The sequence below is a fragment of the Kribbella sp. NBC_01505 genome, from assembly GCF_045040285.1.
Classification (GTDB): Bacteria; Actinomycetota; Actinomycetes; order Propionibacteriales; family Kribbellaceae; genus Kribbella.
The window spans coordinates 9,033,168-9,048,375 of sequence record NZ_CP109425.1 but is presented as its reverse complement, the minus strand read 5'-3'; the positions used below and the strand labels follow the sequence as shown (position 1 = coordinate 9,048,375).

At 68.2% G+C, this 15,208-nt stretch carries 18 protein-coding genes; 5 read left to right on the top strand and 13 right to left on the bottom strand.

Going from position 1 to position 15,208, the window contains the following annotated elements; translation table 11 throughout:
• Positions 1–255 carry a hypothetical protein gene (locus OG474_RS42270; RefSeq protein ID WP_405059307.1) on the bottom strand — a complete coding sequence of 85 codons (255 nt, stop codon included), beginning with the start codon at positions 253–255 and terminating at the stop codon, positions 1–3.
• 129 nt (positions 256–384) lie between these two features.
• Here OG474_RS42270 and OG474_RS42265 point away from each other — a divergent pair, with 129 nt between their 5' ends.
• Entirely contained in the window at positions 385–819 is a 435-nt protein-coding gene (locus tag OG474_RS42265) for a MarR family winged helix-turn-helix transcriptional regulator (protein ID WP_405059306.1), read from the top strand.
• Here OG474_RS42265 and OG474_RS42260 read toward each other — a convergent pair.
• The 6 genes from OG474_RS42260 to OG474_RS42235 all read right to left on the bottom strand — a co-directional run bounded on the left by OG474_RS42260 (position 812) and on the right by OG474_RS42235 (position 4,981).
• On the bottom strand, positions 812–2,053 hold the full coding sequence (locus OG474_RS42260; RefSeq protein WP_405059305.1) for a nitric oxide synthase oxygenase: 1,242 nt from the start codon (positions 2,051–2,053) through the stop codon (positions 812–814). The two genes, OG474_RS42265 and OG474_RS42260, sit on opposite strands and share 8 nt — an antisense overlap.
• Positions 2,050–2,520 carry a DivIVA domain-containing protein gene (locus OG474_RS42255; RefSeq protein ID WP_405059304.1) on the bottom strand — a complete coding sequence of 157 codons (471 nt, stop codon included), beginning with the start codon at positions 2,518–2,520 and terminating at the stop codon, positions 2,050–2,052. Before OG474_RS42255 ends, OG474_RS42260 begins: the two co-directional genes overlap by 4 nt.
• Positions 2,468–3,760 (bottom strand): globin domain-containing protein, encoded by a 1,293-nt coding sequence (locus OG474_RS42250; protein ID WP_405059303.1) that lies wholly within the window; start codon positions 3,758–3,760, stop codon positions 2,468–2,470. Before OG474_RS42250 ends, OG474_RS42255 begins: the two co-directional genes overlap by 53 nt.
• A 219-nt stretch (positions 3,761–3,979) precedes the next feature.
• Complete coding sequence (locus OG474_RS42245) at positions 3,980–4,108, bottom strand: DUF1731 domain-containing protein (protein WP_405064671.1); 129 nt, start codon at positions 4,106–4,108, stop codon at positions 3,980–3,982.
• 14 nt (positions 4,109–4,122) lie between these two features.
• Positions 4,123–4,596, bottom strand: a complete 474-nt coding sequence (locus OG474_RS42240) for a LysR substrate-binding domain-containing protein (RefSeq protein WP_405059302.1) — start codon at positions 4,594–4,596, stop codon at positions 4,123–4,125.
• On the bottom strand, positions 4,574–4,981 hold the full coding sequence (locus OG474_RS42235) for a LysR family transcriptional regulator (protein ID WP_405059301.1): 408 nt from the start codon (positions 4,979–4,981) through the stop codon (positions 4,574–4,576). The genes OG474_RS42240 and OG474_RS42235 overlap by 23 nt, the downstream gene beginning before the upstream one ends.
• A gap of 72 nt (positions 4,982–5,053) precedes the next feature.
• On the opposite strand from OG474_RS42235, the gene OG474_RS42230 reads away from it, so the two are divergent.
• Positions 5,054–5,716: a type 1 glutamine amidotransferase domain-containing protein gene (locus tag OG474_RS42230; RefSeq protein ID WP_405059300.1), complete on the top strand. Its 663-nt coding sequence runs from the start codon at positions 5,054–5,056 to the stop codon at positions 5,714–5,716.
• Between the two features lie 144 nt (positions 5,717–5,860).
• On the opposite strand, the gene OG474_RS42225 is transcribed toward OG474_RS42230, so the two are convergent.
• On the bottom strand, positions 5,861–6,439 hold the full coding sequence (locus OG474_RS42225) for a LuxR C-terminal-related transcriptional regulator (RefSeq protein ID WP_405059299.1): 579 nt from the start codon (positions 6,437–6,439) through the stop codon (positions 5,861–5,863).
• An 87-nt stretch (positions 6,440–6,526) separates the two neighbouring features.
• Between OG474_RS42225 and OG474_RS42220 the strand changes: the two genes are divergently transcribed.
• Together OG474_RS42220 and OG474_RS42215 are read left to right on the top strand one after the other, a co-directional pair.
• Complete coding sequence (locus OG474_RS42220) at positions 6,527–9,688, top strand: bifunctional cytochrome P450/NADPH--P450 reductase (protein WP_405059298.1); 3,162 nt, start codon at positions 6,527–6,529, stop codon at positions 9,686–9,688.
• A 15-nt stretch (positions 9,689–9,703) separates the two neighbouring features.
• A complete protein-coding gene (locus OG474_RS42215) occupies positions 9,704–10,465 on the top strand; it encodes an isocitrate lyase/phosphoenolpyruvate mutase family protein (RefSeq protein WP_405059297.1) in 762 nt (253 codons plus the stop codon).
• Here OG474_RS42215 and OG474_RS42210 read toward each other — a convergent pair.
• The 3 genes from OG474_RS42210 to OG474_RS42200 form a co-directional block, all read right to left on the bottom strand.
• Positions 10,449–10,811 (bottom strand): 5-carboxymethyl-2-hydroxymuconate Delta-isomerase, encoded by a 363-nt coding sequence (locus tag OG474_RS42210; protein ID WP_405059296.1) that lies wholly within the window; start codon positions 10,809–10,811, stop codon positions 10,449–10,451. The genes OG474_RS42215 and OG474_RS42210 overlap by 17 nt on opposite strands.
• 88 nt (positions 10,812–10,899) lie before the next feature.
• Positions 10,900–11,502: a hypothetical protein gene (locus tag OG474_RS42205; RefSeq protein ID WP_405059295.1), complete on the bottom strand. Its 603-nt coding sequence runs from the start codon at positions 11,500–11,502 to the stop codon at positions 10,900–10,902.
• Positions 11,503–11,679: 177 nt separating this feature from the next.
• Complete coding sequence (locus tag OG474_RS42200; protein ID WP_405059294.1) at positions 11,680–11,994, bottom strand: hypothetical protein; 315 nt, start codon at positions 11,992–11,994, stop codon at positions 11,680–11,682.
• A 61-nt stretch (positions 11,995–12,055) separates the two neighbouring features.
• Between OG474_RS42200 and OG474_RS42195 the strand changes: the two genes are divergently transcribed.
• A complete protein-coding gene (locus OG474_RS42195; protein ID WP_405059293.1) occupies positions 12,056–12,544 on the top strand; it encodes a MarR family winged helix-turn-helix transcriptional regulator in 489 nt (162 codons plus the stop codon).
• Here OG474_RS42195 and OG474_RS42190 read toward each other — a convergent pair.
• Positions 12,541–14,430 (bottom strand): glycoside hydrolase family 76 protein, encoded by a 1,890-nt coding sequence (locus OG474_RS42190; protein ID WP_405059292.1) that lies wholly within the window; start codon positions 14,428–14,430, stop codon positions 12,541–12,543. The genes OG474_RS42195 and OG474_RS42190 overlap by 4 nt on opposite strands.
• Positions 14,431–14,551: 121 nt before the next feature.
• A complete protein-coding gene (locus OG474_RS42185; protein ID WP_405059291.1) occupies positions 14,552–15,157 on the bottom strand; it encodes a TetR/AcrR family transcriptional regulator in 606 nt (201 codons plus the stop codon).
• Positions 15,158–15,208 lie beyond the last annotated feature (51 nt).

Below are 15,208 nucleotides of genomic sequence, written 5' to 3'. Positions count from 1 at the left end.
CTAACGCTGCAGATTGCGTTGCCGGAGCAACTTCTTCAGACCGGTGGTGCTCTGGAACAGCAGCGCCAGTCCGCAGGCGGCGATGATGGCGAACAACACCGTCTGACCGGTGCTGAGCTTGTCGCCCACCAGCTCGACCCCGCTCCAGATGAGCAGCAGCGCGGCCACTCCGAGGTTCAGGTAGCCGAGTCCGAGGTTCCTCGGCGTGTGCTGGTACCACGGCTCGTCGGCGGGCCAGGTCGGTTTCTCGTTCATGGTTCCTCCTTGTCGTTGTCCACAAAGTTAGGCGTGGCCGACGACGGGCGGCTCCACCGCGCGAACGAAGATTGCGGGTCCGTCTAGTACTTCTGGCTATCCTGGCGAGGACGACAGGGGAGGGGGCCGGTGAACGACGGCTTCGGGAACGATCTGGTCTGGCTGTCGGTGCTGGTGCAGCGCCGCTACGCCCAGATCTGCGCCGATCATGACCTCACCTCTGTCCAGGCCACCCTGTTGTGCGTGATCAAGGACCGCGCGGTCGGCATGGGGGAGCTCGCCCAGATGCTGGGGGTCGCCAAGAACGCGCTCAGCGGTCTCGTCGATCGGATGGAGCGCCTCGGGCTTGTGCAGCGCGAGTCGGTCCAGAGTGACCGGCGCGCAGTCATGCTGAGCACGACCGCGCGCGGAGACGAGCTCGTGACGGCCCTGTACGCCGATGTTGGTGCGCGCCTGCCCGACATTGCCGCCGTACTGCCGGCCGACCAGCGCGATCAGCTGGCGCAGGCGGTTGCCCGCCTGGCCGCTCCCGCCTACGAATCGGTGCAGACGACCACTAGCTGAAGGCCGGCGGGCTGCCGTGGAGTGCGCGGTGGGTGGCGTCGGGGTCGGTGATGAAGTTCGGCAGCTGGTCCTCGGTGTCGTAGTAGCGGTGGAAGACCGGAGTCTGTGAGCCGGACATCGGCGGTACGATCCAGCTCCAATCGGCCGGGCAGCTCCGGCCGGCCCGCTCCTCGCGTTCCAGATGGACCAGGAATCGGCGGGACTCGGTGTGGTGATCGGTGACGCTGACACCGTTCGTCTGGAACGAGTGCAGCACGGCGCGGTTGAGCTCGACCAAGGCCCGGTCGCGCCAGAGGGTTGATTCGTCCGAGGTGTCGAGGCCCATCCGCTCCGCGACCTCGGGGACCAGGTTGTAGCGGTCGCTGTCGCCGAGGTTGCGGGCGCCGATCTCCGTGCCGAGGTACCAGCCGTTGAAAGGAGCGGTCGGGTAGGAGACGCCGCCGATGACGAGCCGGCTGTTGCTGATCACCGGGACCGCATGCCACCGCAGCTCGAGCCCGGCGAACCACGGCAGCTCGGGATGCTCGAGCGGGACCTCGTGGACCGCCGATTCGGGGAGCTCGAACATTCGCACTCCCTCGTCCATCGTCTCGACGACGAGTGGCAGTACGTCGAACGCTCCCACGGGGCGGCGCCAGCCACGGCGGACGAGCTCGCTGGTGAAGGTGCGGTAGCGCGGGTCCCCGATGATCCGGCCGTCCGGTTGCTGGTGACCGGCGTACCGGACGAGTTGTTCGTTCCAGATTCTCGGCGCCGGCCGGGCCGGTGTCTCGGGAGCGAAGACGCTGATCGTCGGGCGGATCTTGCCGTCGTTGTGTGCTTCGCGGAGATGATCGAAGCAGTGCTCCGCGATCTCGCGCGCGGTCGAGACGGTCCGTCGATCACGCACCTGCAGGCTCTGCCAGTACAGCCTGCCGATGCAGCGTGCGTTGTTGCGCCAGGCGACGCGGGCGCCGAAGGTCAGCTCGGCCTGGGTGTGCCAGTAGGTCCCGGTCAGGTCGATCTCGCGCCGGACCTGGGCGAGCCGCGGCTCGACGGCACCGCGACGTGGATCCTCGGAGTGGAAAAGCTGGAGGAATTCCTCGGCCGCCGCTTGCACGGCTTCGACGTCGACGTCCGGCTCCGGTCTGAGCACCGGCTCCGGTCGGGTCCGGGCTCTGGACGGGCTGGGGGCGGCCAGCCGGCCGGTGCGAGGAGCTCGGCGCCGGCCGGCCCAGATCCGAACCACGGTCATCGATCCGCGGCACCCGGCGTACCGGGCAAGGCGGCATCGCTCAGGTGCTCGACTTCGTGGGCGAACGACTCGACGATCGACTGCATCTGGGCCTGCGCGGTCTGGGCGTACGAGCGAACCTGCTGGCCGGCGTTGTCCATCGCCTCCGCGACGATCCGGCGCTCGTGTTCGCGGGCGTGGCCGATCCGTTCGCGGGCATCCCGGCTGACGTCCTGGACCATCTCCTCGACCACGAGCTGCGCCTGGCTGAACATCTGCACGACCTGCTCGTTCACACGGCTGCCGGCCTGCTCGTAGTGATCGAGCTCGGCCTGCACCCGCCGCAGCTCCGCCCGGCCGCGCTCCAGCTCGGCCAGCAGCCGTCCGTTCCTCGCTTCGAGCTCGGTGAGCGCGTGCTCGGTGGTCTGGACCTGATCAGCCAGCTGATCGAGGTATCCGTTGACCTGATCCGCGTCGAGCCCACGCATCCGACGCCGGAACGCCGCGGACCGGATCGACTGCGGGCCCTGGTACGGCGAGCCATGGCGGCGGTGCTTGATCGTCACTTGCGGTCTCCTGACCTGGGCCGGCGGCATGCTCGCCCGCGGCCGCGTAGTAGAAGTGTTCGTACTTGATGTGCTCGGGCTGCATCCCGGCGGCGGCCAGCTGCTCAAGCGTGTGCGCGACCATCTGCGGGCCGCCGCACACCATCGCCGTCCGCCCGTACAGGAGCTGCCGGGCCGCGACCGTGCCGACCTTCCCGCGCATACCGGGATAGGACGGATCGTCGGAGACGACCTCGGTGTAGTCGAACCACGCGCGCTCCCCAGCCAGCTCGCGCAGCCGTGGACGCTCGTAGAGATGCCAAGGCATCCGGACGCCGTGCAGCAGCTGGACCAGCGGTCCGTCGCCGGCTCGCTGCCACTCCTGATCGATCTGTTCGAGTACGGCGAGGAGCGGGGCCAGCCCTGTCCCGCCTGCGACGAGTAGTAGCTCGCGCCGATCGCCTTCGCGCCGGGTCAGCCGCTCGCCGACCGGCGAACCGAGCTTGACGGTGTCGCCGGCCTTCAACGAGCGCACCACGGCCGGACTCACCTGACCACCGTCGATCTGCTGGACGTGCAGGTCGATCGAGCCGTCCACCCGCGGCGCATTGGCCGGACTGAAGTAGCGCCACTGCCGAGGGCGTTGTGGGATCTCCATCGACACCGACTGGCCAGGACGAAACCGGAACGGACTTCGCGGGCGCACCGTCAGCAGAGTGAGATCCATGGTCCGCCGCTCGGCCGTGACCACTTCGGCTTCCCACCAGTCCGGGCTGGACTCCGAGGACATCTCGGCCGCCTCGACCATGATCCGCGCGACCACCTGGTACGCAGCGGTCCACTCCGCAGCGAGCCGCTCGTCCCAGTCGGGGCCCAGGAAATGCATCAGGGTCGCGCAGAGCGAGCCGCCCACGGCGTCGTAGTGCTCCGCGACCACTGCGTACTTGCGATGGTCGCGGCCGAGGTGGCGCAGGAAGTCCGCGTCCACCTCGAGCTGGTCGGCATGGCTGACGATCCTCCCGAGCGCACCGACGAACTTGTCCCGCTGGTTCGACATCGAGAGCGGAAACAGCGGCCGCACCTCAGGGTGCGAGACGAACAGGTGCGAGTAGAAGTACAGCGGCACCTGCTCTCCGTGCTTGGTGACCTGGTCCCAACTGTGTTGCAGGGCGTGCGCATCCATCGGGTTCAGGGTTCCCTCCCGATCCAGTCCCCGAGTCCTACAAGTCCTTCGATCTCTCCGACCTACCCTCGGCCCAGTAGGCCGAAACCGGAGAATCGGACTAAATAGTCTCGAAAATCGGAACGGTGCGAAACCCCTTGTGCACAAACAAAACGCTTGATGAAATGCCGCCGTGGCAACTGCGGGTGACCGATCGTAGACCCGTCGGGCCCGACCTGGCTACAGTTCGGCCGCGGTCGTCCTTGAGGTTGCTGAAGGCAACGATTTTGTCCGGACGAGATCCGCCGCCGCGGCCGGCCAGTCCGGGTGCTCGAAGGTGAAGCCCGCCTCGGTGAGGCGACCTGGAATGACGCGACGACTCTTCAGGAGCTCGCCAGGAGGTGGTCGCGGACGGTTGCGGCTGTGAGGGAGGGGGCCGGGCCGGTCGTCAGGAAGAGCGTGTTCAGTGGCGGCAGGTCGGGGTCGGCGAGCAGTATCAGGTCGCCGGCGGCGAGCGCTGTGGAGCACAAGTAGGTCGGGAGCACAGTCGCTCCAGCGCCTGCCGCGGCGGCGGCCAGCGCGCCGCGGAGATCGGGCACCACGACATCCGGCGTACGGGTCAGGCGGGTGTTGAAGACTGTGCGCCAGTAGCGGCGGATGATCGGTGCCTCGTCGGCGTAGGCGATCAGCGGTACGCCGCGCAGGCGGTCGGGGGTGGCCGGGTCGCTGCCGGCCCAGCGAGGTGCGGCGACCAGGGCGAAGACCTCGTCGTAGTACGGCGTGGCGCGCAGACCGGGACGGCGTGGCCGGGTCGAGCTGACGACCAGGTCGAGGCTACGCCCCTTGGAGCCGATCAAGCAGCCCGTCGGGCAGGCCGAACGTCGTCCGCACCTGGAGACCGTCGGCGATCAGCCCAGCCAGCGCCGGGAGCACCTGGTGGCAGAGGAAGTCCGACGGGCCGCCGAGATGCACAGTCGTCGGGGCCGGGTCGTCGAACTCGGTGCGCAGGAATCCCTGTAAGGCGTCGACCGGATCGGCGATCCGGCGGGCGAGCTCGTCGCCGGCGCTGGTGGGGCGGATACCGCGAGGCAGTCGGTCGAAGAGCGGATGACCGAGGCGGCCCTCCAGATTCTTGAGCTGCGCGGTCACCGTCGGCTGGGACAGACCGAGCGCCCGAGCGCCGCCGGTGATCGAGCCGGCCCGGTGCACGGCGAGGAAGGTGCGGAGCAGATCGAGCGACACATCAGGAAGCTTATGCCTCGCACCAGGTCTGCCTATTGGATTTCGATGCCACTTCGACGGCAAGATCGAGACATGACACGCCTACTGATCGCACTCACCAGCCACTCCGAGCTCGGCGACACCGGCCGGGCCACTGGCTTCTATGTCTCCGAGGCAGCCGAGCCCTGGGATGTTTTCACCACCGCCGGTTTCGACGTCGACCTGGTCTCCGTGAAGGGCGGGCGGCCGCCGATCGACGGCCTGGACGACACCGACCCGATCCAGCAGAAGTTCCTGGCCGACACCGATATCGACCACACCCCGACCGCGGCCGACCTGGACGCTTCGGCGTACGACGCCATCCTGTTCGCCGGTGGTCACGGGACGATGTGGGACTTCCCGCAGGCCGACGACCTCCTGAAGCTGGCCGCTGACATCTACGAAGGCGGCGGTGTCGTCGCGGCCGTCTGCCACGGTCCGTCCGCCTTGATCAACCTCAAGCTGTCGGACGGCTCCTACCTCATCGACGGCAAGAACGTGGCCGGCTTCACCAATGCCGAGGAGGAGACCGTCGGGCTGACCGAGGTCGTCCCCTTCCTGCTGGCCGACACCCTCACCGCCCGCGGCGCCATCCACCACCCCGCCGAGAGCTGGTCCGCCCACTCAGTCGTCGACGGCCGCCTGGTCACCGGCCAGAACCCCCAGTCGGCCGAACTCACCGCCAAGAACGTGACCGCCGTACTCGCGGCAAGCTAACCCACAACGTCCGAAGCCTCGGAGCGTGTTCCGGGAAGGCGGGGTTCTTGGCTAGCCCGAGAGGCCACCGCGATCGACCAGCCACCGCCGGGCGCACCCGGCCGCACTGATTGACCACCCCGGAGTGGAGATCCACGCACGCGCCTAGCGGGGCGGCCAGGTGGTGGTGTCGAGGATGCCGAGGGTGTAGGCGCGGGCGACGAGGGCGACGCGGTTGGGGACCCGGAATCTGTCGAGCAGCCTGTTGAGGTGGTAGTTGACGCCGTCTGCGGTGAGGCCGAGCTCGTGTGCGGCCTGCGACGAGGTGTGGCCGGCGGCGGTGAGGCGGAGGACGGCCAGTTCGCGTTCGGTCAGGTCTGGGACGTCGGCGCTCTCGATCGGCGTGGGCACCAGGGTGAGGAGCAGCACCGTGAGGCTCTGGTCGGTCAGCACCTGAATCGTCAGGGTGCCGGTGCCGGTCTTCCAGCGGACGGCGACATCACCGCGACGGCGGCGACGGGTTCGGAGGCTGCTGAGGAGACGTTCGTAGTCGCGGACGTCCTTCGGCTGGAGGAGGTCGTTCACCTGGCGGGCGCGCAGCTTCATCGGCGTCGTACCGAGGAGCTGTGCGAAGGCCGGGTTGGCATCGACGAGTACGCCGTCGCCCAGGCAGAGCCCGGTCGGCGTCGGGAGCCGGTCGAGCAAGGTCATGAATCTGTTCCGCCACGCGGCCGCGTCGTTCATCCCTACCAAATCTAGTAGCCACACTCGCTCGTTGTCAGCTCGGGGAGGTCGAGGCTGGAACTACCGAGCCGAGTGAAGGAGCTTCTGATGACGAACACAGCCGACAGGATCGATACGACCGGGATGCCGCACCCTCCCGGCCGGATCCCCGTCGTCGGTGATTTCGTCGCCTCCACCAGCCACACCCCGATCCAGGACAACACCCGGCTGGCGCGCGAGCTCGGGCCGATCTTCACCAAGCGGTTCTTCGGGCGAGACATCGTGCTCGTGTCCGGCGCGGACCTGGTCGCCGAGCTCTCGGACGACACGCGGTTCGCCAAGCACGTCGCGCCGGCCCTGGACCGGATCCGCGGCGTCGCCGGCGACGGCCTGTTCACGGCGTACAACGACGAGCCGAACTGGCAGCTCGCCCACGACATCCTGCTGCCGGCGTTCGCGCTGCAGTCGATCCGCAGCTATCACCCGGCGATGCTGGAGGTGGCGAACCGGCTGCTCGGCGCCTGGGACCAGGCCGCGACGAGCAGCGAGTCCGTCGCGGTCACCGATGATATGACGCGGTTGACGCTGGACACGATCGGGCTGACCGGCTTCCGGTACGACTTCGGATCGTTCGAGTCGGCGGAGCCGCATCCGTTCGTGGAGGCGATGGTTCGGGCCCTCGCGCACGCCCAGGCCAAGAGCCGGGAGGTGCCGTGGATCGGTCCGGTACTGAACCGTGGCGCCGACGCGCAGTTCGCTGTCGACTCCGAGTTCATGGCCGGCGTGGTCGACGAGGTGGTTCGGCAGCGCAAGGACAGTGGCGACACCTCGACCGACGACCTGCTCGGCCTGATGCTGAATGCGCCGCACCCGGAGTCGGGGGAGCGGCTGGACGAGATCAACATCCGGAACCAGGTCATCACCTTCCTGATCGCCGGTCACGAGACGACCTCCGGCGCGCTGTCGTTCGCGCTGTACTACCTGGCGAAGAATCCCGCCGTACTGCAGCTGGCCCAGGCCGAGGTCGACGCGCTCTGGGGCGATCAGGCCGATCCGCAGCCGACGTTCGAGGAGGTCGGCAAGCTTCGCTACGTCCGGCAGATCCTCAACGAGGCGTTGCGGTTGTGGCCGACGGCCGGTGCCTTCGTGCGGGAGGCCACGGCGGACACGACGCTGGGCGGTCAGTATCCGGTGCAGGCCGGCCAGTGGCTCGTCGTACTGACTCCGGCTCTGCACCGGGACTCGGTGTGGGGCGACAACGTGGAGGCCTTCGACCCGTCGCGCTTCAGTGCGGAGCAGGTCAAGGCGCGGCCGGCGCATGCGTTCAAGCCGTTCGGGACGGGGGAGCGCGCGTGCATCGGGCGGCAGTTCGCGCTCCACGAGGCGACGCTGCTGCTCGGGCTGCTGATTCACCGCTACCGGCTGCGCGACGACGCCGACTACCAGCTCAAGGTCAAAGAGACGCTGACGCTGAAGCCTGAGGGCTTCGAGCTCACCCTGGTACGACGTACCGCGGCCGAGCGCGCTGTTCCGGAGCCTGCCGTGGTTGCGGTTGGCAACAGTGTCGCGGCCGGTCGGGCAAAGGCCGGGACCGGGGTGACGGTGTTGCACGGATCGAACCTCGGCACCTGCCGGGCGCTCGCGCGGCAGCTCGGCGACGAGGGCGAGGACCGCGGGTTCGCCGCCACGACCGGTTCGCTCGAGACCGCGGTCGGCGCACTTCCCACCGATCGGCCCGTGCTGATCGTGGCGGCGTCGTACAACGGGAAGCCCACCGACGACGCGGCCGCATTCGTTGCCTGGTTGGAGACTGGGCCGAACCTGACCGGCGTGCGGTACGGCGTCCTCGGCGTCGGCGATCGGAACTGGGCGGCGACGTACCAGGTGGTGCCGACGCTGATCGACGAGCGGATGGCCGAGCTCGGCGCAGTTCGCTTGGTCGATCGTGGCGAGGCGGATGCGTCCGGGGATCTCGATGGGGACATCGAGGCGTGGTCGGCGTCCTGGTGGAACCGGCTGCTGGCCGAGTACGGCGATGAGGCCGCGGAGCCGGTGGTTGCCTCGGATCGGCTGTACGACGTCCAGGTGCTGACCGGTCCGATCACGTCCGCGTTGGACGCGCGGTACGAGGTGGAGCCGATGACCGTGCTCGACAACGCCGAACTGGTTGCCGTCGACAACCCGCTCGGCAGGTCGAAGCGCTACCTGCGGATCCAGCTGCCGTCGGGGACGACCTATCGGACCGGCGACCACCTGACCGTCGTACCGGACAATCCGGCTGATCTCGTGGATCGGGTCGCGGCTCGGTTCGGGCTGGACCTCGACCTGGTGGTGGCGGTCAGTGCGCGGCACAAGACGCGGCGGGCGCTTCCGGTCGATCGGCCGGTGACGATCCGGCAGCTGCTCACGCACTTCACCGAGCTACAGAATCCGGCCACCGCGGCGCAGGTCGCGATCCTTGCCGAGAGCAACCCTTGCCCGCCCGAACGCGATGCGCTGCAGGCACTTGCCGCGGCGCCGGATGCGGTCGCGGGTCGCAGTGTGCTGGATCTGCTGGAGGAGTTCCTGGCCTGTGGGCTGTCGGCGGCTGACTTCCTCGAGATGCTGCTTCCGATCCAGCCTCGGCACTACTCGATCTCCTCGTCGTCGGTGAGCAGCCCGGATTCGGTCGAGCTCATCGTCGGGGTGCTGTCCGGCCCGGCCACGAGTGGGCGCGGGACCTTCCGCGGCATCTCGTCGTACTACCTGGCCGGACTCCAGCCGGGGGATCAGATCCGGGCCCGGGTCGAGCCTGCCCGGGAGGCATTCCGGGCTCCGGCGGCCGACGTGCCGGTGATCATGGTCGGGGCCGGGACCGGCATCGCGCCGTTCCGCGGCTTCATCGGCGACCGGGTGGCGCGCGGCGGCGATCAGGCCGAGGCGTTGTGCTTCTTCGGTGCGCGTCATCCCGAGGTCGACTACGTGCACCGCGACGAGTTCGAGGCTGCCGAGCGTGTTGGTGCGGTCTCGATGCGGCCGGCCTTCTCGCGGGCCGACGGTCGCTATGTCCAGGACCAGATCCGGGCCGACGGCAACGATGTGTGGCGACTGCTGGAGCAGGGCGCGCGGGTTTACGTCTGCGGTGACGGTCGCGGGATGGCCCCGGCGGTGCGCGCTGCCTTCATGGCGATCTACCAGGATCAGACCGGCGCGGACGAGACGGGGAGCGAGGCTTGGTTGCACTCCCTGCTCGGTGCGGATCGCTACCTCGAAGATGTCTGGGCCGGCTGACAGTAGGGTGATTTCATGACTGATCTCGCCGCAAAGGCCAGTGAGCTGCTCCGTCTCCACCACACCGGTGAAACCCTCGTACTACCCACCGTCTGGGATGCCTGGTCGGCCCGGGCGGTGGCCGCGGCCGGCTTCCCCGCGCTGAGCATCGGCAGCCACCCGCTGGCCGACTCCCGCGGGCAGAAGGACAACGAAGGCATGACCCTCGACGACGCGCTGGACGGGATCCGCCGGATCACGGGCGCGGTCGACGTACCGGTGACTGCTGATGTGGAGTCCGGGTACAACACACCTGCGGCCGAGCTGGTGGAGCGGGTGCTCGAGGCCGGCGCAGTCGGGATCAACGTCGAGGACACCGTGCACAGCGAGGGCCGCTTGCGCGACGTACAGGAGCACGCCGACTACATCGGTGCCCTGCGCGCCGCGGCTGACCAGGCGGGGATCGAGCTGGTGATCAACGCGCGGACCGATGCGTTGATCGGCAAGGTGGTCAAGTTCGACGACCCGCTGGGTGAGGCGATCCGTCGCTCGCAAGCTTGTGAAGCAGCAGGCGCGCGCTGCGTCTACCCGGTCCTGATCCCTGACGCGGATTCGCTCCGGACCTTGCTCTCGGCGCTGTCCGGTCCGGTCAACGTCACCGCGCACCCGGTCAAGGGCGCCGCCTCCGGCTCCTTCGACGACCTGAAGGCAGCCGGCGTGCAGCGCATCACCTTCGGCCCGCTCCTGCAGATGGCTCTGGCCGAGAAGCTGACCGACCTGGTCACTCCTTGGCGATGACCTGCTTGCGGTAGGTGGCGAGGTCCCGGACCTCAGCGGTGAGCTGGACGTTCAGCCCCTCGACCGGCTTGAGATGGTCGGCGAGGACAGCGAGCACCAGCTCACCGAGCCGCCCCTTCGTCTCCTCGTCCCGGCCCGGCAGGATCGCCACCGCGACGTGAATCATCGCCTCGCCGCCCTGCCCGTCGCCGATGACGGTCTCACCAGTCGTCCGGAACCGCGTCTTGAACCCGGGCAGCGCGCTACCGATCACCTCACCCGCCGCCGTGTGCAGCGCCAGCGCGAACGCCGGCCGGTCGAACGCGTCGGTCAGGGCATCGGAGTACTCAACACTGATCTGTGGCATGCCGCCCAGTATCTCTCGGGGTACGCCGCTCAATCGGGCCGGTCAAGGAGCGGACGCAACTCGGCGTACGACCAAGCAGCCCGGCTCGCTAAAGGTCGTCGGCGCTGAGCGTCGAGCCGGCGAGAGTGGTGGTCGTGGGTTTGATCGCCAAGGTGGCTCGGATCGCCTCGGGGTCGACCGCGGACGGCCAGCGGCCGATCTCGAAACGCGTCGGCCCGACCCGGCGTTCGCCCTGGATGAACTGACTGAGCGGCATCATCTGCAGGCCTTCGAGAAGCCAGTCGAACAGGGCCGGCAGATCGTCGTCGCGCCAGTCGCCGAGACCTGCCGCGTGAACTGATCGGGCCAGCCGATCGGCCAGGTACTGCGGATCGGGCCAGGCGCGAATCTCGATGTCGAGTTGCTTGAAGGTATGCCCGGGCCCGAACTGCCAGTGCCCGAAGACCCGGCCGACGCCGGTTCCAGGATGCGGTTTCGCCTCCAGGAACCACTCGTACTCGGAGATGAACGGCGCCTGCTGCTCGAGCCAGCGCCGTTCCTGTGACGGGAGGCATTGGTAGGGAAACTCCCGGAACGCCAGCCAGTCGACCTCGGGGCAGTACCACTGGGTGGTCCAGGCCCGGACTCGTTCGCGGTTGGCGACGAACTTTGCTCTGAGCTCATCCGCATCAGATCGGGTCGCTCGGCGCATCAGCCCTCCTTGGCAGTCGTCCGAGCGTTCACCTTGTCAGCCTGCGGTCGGTCCGGCGGCCGCTGACCGGAAGAGGCCAGTACGGCGAGGACCGTGCCGATGAGAGCGAGCCAGGTCAGGGCGAGTGTCCAGCCGCATACCTCGATGCTGCTATGCCGTTGGGCATGGCAGCCGGATTCAGAAGATGTAGAAGCCGGTGACGGCGGTGGGCAGGATGCCGACCAGGAGCCAGGGAGAGAGCGGGAAACGGCGGAAGATGGCGAGGATGCCGGCCGCGGTGAGGATGCCGATCACGCCGGACATGACCCACAGGCCGACGCCGCGGCCGAAGTCGTCGGCGGCGACGCCGATGCTGTAGACGGCCAGGGTGATGGCCGGGACGCTGCCGACGTGGAAGAGGATGGCGGAGGCGACCCAGCGCTGAACGGTCTCGATGTTCATCCGCTTCGGCGTGCGCCGGCGCCGGATCACGCGCCGCTGGGTCTGCTCCATGCTCGCTCCTAATGCTTAGTGTACTAATCGTTAGTCTACATAAGGTTGCTACACTAAGCACATGGCAGAGACGGAGATCACGCCGACCTCGAACCCCCTGGCCGGGAACCCGCTGGCGCTCGAGCATCAGGTCTGTTTCGCGCTCGCGGTGGCGGCCCGGACGGTCATTGCGCTCTACCGCCCGGTCCTCGAGCCGATGGGTCTGACCCACCCGCAGTATCTGGTGATGCTGGCGCTCTGGGAGCACGAGCCGGTGTCGGTGAAGGACCTCTCCGGCATGCTCCAACTCGAGCCGGCCACGCTGTCGCCGTTGCTCAAACGCCTCGAAGTCGCGGGCCTGCTCCGTCGCGACCGCTCCACGACGGACGAGCGCTCCCTGGCCGTCGCGCTCACCCCCGAGGGCCGCGCGCTCCGCGACCAGGCCCTCGAGGTACCGCCGGCCATTGTCGAGAAGCTAGGCATGGACGTCGACGAGCTGATGGATCTCCATGCCCGGCTCACCACGGTCATCGCCGCGGCGACCGGCGTACGGGCGAAGTTGACGACCTAGCTGTAGCTGGCGGCAACGTGGTAGACGCGACCGCCCCAGCCGTCGTTGGGGAACGAGTCGGAGATCCGCACGTAGCCTGCCTTTCCTGCTCCGAGGTACGGCGTGAGGTCGAACGTCCGGGCGGCTTTGTTCTCACCGTCGTGGATCTGCTGTGTCTCCGTGGCCACCGTGGTCCACGACTGGCCGTCTCCGCTGACCTGGACCACGAACTCGTTGTCGATGGTCAGCGTCACGGACGCGGCGGTCGCATCGGCCGGGAACGGGAAGCGGTACACGAAGAACGAATGACCGTCCGCGAAGCGGTTCTGGACTCCGTTGCTCTGTGAGCCGTCCGCGTCCCAGAGCCACGGGGTCTCGGCTGCCGTGCCGGTGTCGAAGTCGGCAGTGTGTGCGATCACGATGTCGGAGCGCGTGCTGAACGACAGTTGCGATCCAGACGTCGCGGTCGCAGTCACCGAGTAGCGGCCGTCCGGCGTACCAGCCGGGATGGTCACGTCGAGCTGGACCGACGCCTGCGCTGGTACGGCGTTTCCGCGCGGGCGGAGCGTCACGTTCGTGCGTGCTGGGGTGATCGTCCAACCGGCCGGGCCCGCGGCTCGAACTGTCACCGGGAGTCGGTCGCCTGCCGGTCCGGTTGCCTGCAGATCGACTCGCACCTGCACCTTGGTTGGGCTGCCGGTCGCGGGCATGATCACCGGCTGGGCCGGATCGGTTGTCGCGGACAATGACCGCACCGGGGGTCGGGCTGGTACGGCGGCGATCAGGGCGCTGAGTGCACTGGCCTGCGTACGCCAGTCGTAGGCGTTCGGGTGGCTCGTGTTGGTGAGACCGGACCACCGCTCACCCAGCCGGTCGGCCGCATCCCGGTCGTTGTCCCAGATGGTCGCGGCCTGCCGGGTGACGAAGTCGGTGTAGCGGTGGTCGTGCGTGGTGTCGGCGAGGTCCATCCAGTACCGCATGAAGATGCCCTTGAACTGCTTGCCGTTGTCGTCACAGGTCCGGTCCGGCGCATCACAAGCCTCGGTCAGTACGCCGTTCGGAGCCAGTCCCGTCGGCGCCATCGCGGCATCGGCCAATCGCCGTACCGTGGTCAGGATCTTCGGGTTGTGCGTCGCCCTCCAGAGCTCGAGGCCGGCGCCGATCGCCAGGCCCTGGTTGTAGCTCCACACGGTGTCGCCGTTGCTCTCGCAGTTGCTCTTGAGGCCGTCGTTGACTAGGCCCGAGCTGTTGATCATGCCGCTGGCGGTGAACCAGCTCCAGCCTTCCTGTGCGCGGCCGAGCCAGTGCTTGTCGCGCGGCAGCCGGTTGTGCAGCTCGGCGGTGAGCCGGATCCAGAGTCCGTTGGTGACGGCGTTCTTGTAGGTGCGTTCGCCGTCCCACCAGACCCCGCCTCCGCACGAAGTCGGGTCCCAGTAGTCTTCGACGTACTCCGCGATCGTGACCGCCATGTCGAGGTACTTGCGGTTCGTGGTGAGGTCGTAGGCCTGGATCCAGGTCAGCGCCCACCACTCGGAGTCGTCGATGGCGCGGCTGGTGAAGTTGCCGAGCAGCGGATCGCCCGAGAGGTAGCCGGCCGGGAACACGCCCTTGTCCTTCTCGAACGTGTTGTCCAGCTGGGGCAGATAGCGCCGGTCGCCAGTGCGCTGCATGTAGTCGCCAACCGTCTGCAGAGCGACGGCCGAGTTCCACCAGCTCGACGGGAACCATGCCTTGACGGGCTCGTACGAATCCATCAGCACGTCGGCCGCGACCCGAGCTCGCGCGGTGGCGGTCGAACCGGCGGCAGGATCCGGATGGGCACCGGCGGACGGTGGGGACGTGAGGGCCGCGGTCACCAGGATCGCCGCGGACATCAGGACACGCAGAAGGCGGGCAGAGCGAATCACGGCGGATCTCCTCGACTGCTTCGTGGCGGCTCGGCGGAGCGAGGCTGGAAACGTTTCACCAGGCTTTGAGGAGCTATCGTCGTCACACCCGACAACGATGTCAATGCCCTGTGCCGCTTGGTCAGGGCCGGGGGAGTGCAGGCAGCGTCGTACCGTCGCTTCCCCCGACACGCATGCCGTCGAGGAGTAGGTGAAGGTAGCGCCGCCACAGATCGGGGTCGCCGGTGTGGTCCGTGACCGCTGCCACCATCAGCTGAATCATCGGCAGGTCCAGGCCCTCGACGTCGGGCCGCAGTGTTCCCTGCTCCTTGGCGCGCTCGATCATGGCGTCGACGGTCGGTCGGATCCGCTCCGCGACCAACTCCTCCCGCCGCCGGCCGCGGCCGGTGCCGAGCATGATGTCGCGTAGTCCGTGGTCGAAGGTCTGCAGTTCGCACACCCGCTCCAGGCTGGCGCTCAGACCTCGCCAGGCATCCGGGTCCTCAGCGGCTTCGGCTGCCAGTGCGGCGACTTTGCTGATCATGTCCTCGAAGAGCGCGTCGATCAGTGCGTCCCGATTGGCGAACCGCCGGTACGCCGTTCCGATCCCGACGCCCGCGTGCTTGGCGACGTCCTCGAGCGTGGCGCTGAGCCCGCGATCCCGGAAGACCTCGTGGGCGGCCGCCAGCAGGCGTTGGCGATTGAGCTCGGCGTCGCGCCTGAGCGCCGGCTCCGCGGGCGAATCCATCCACGCTCCCCTAACTGGAGGATCTTCCTCCACTTGATGCTACCATCGCCA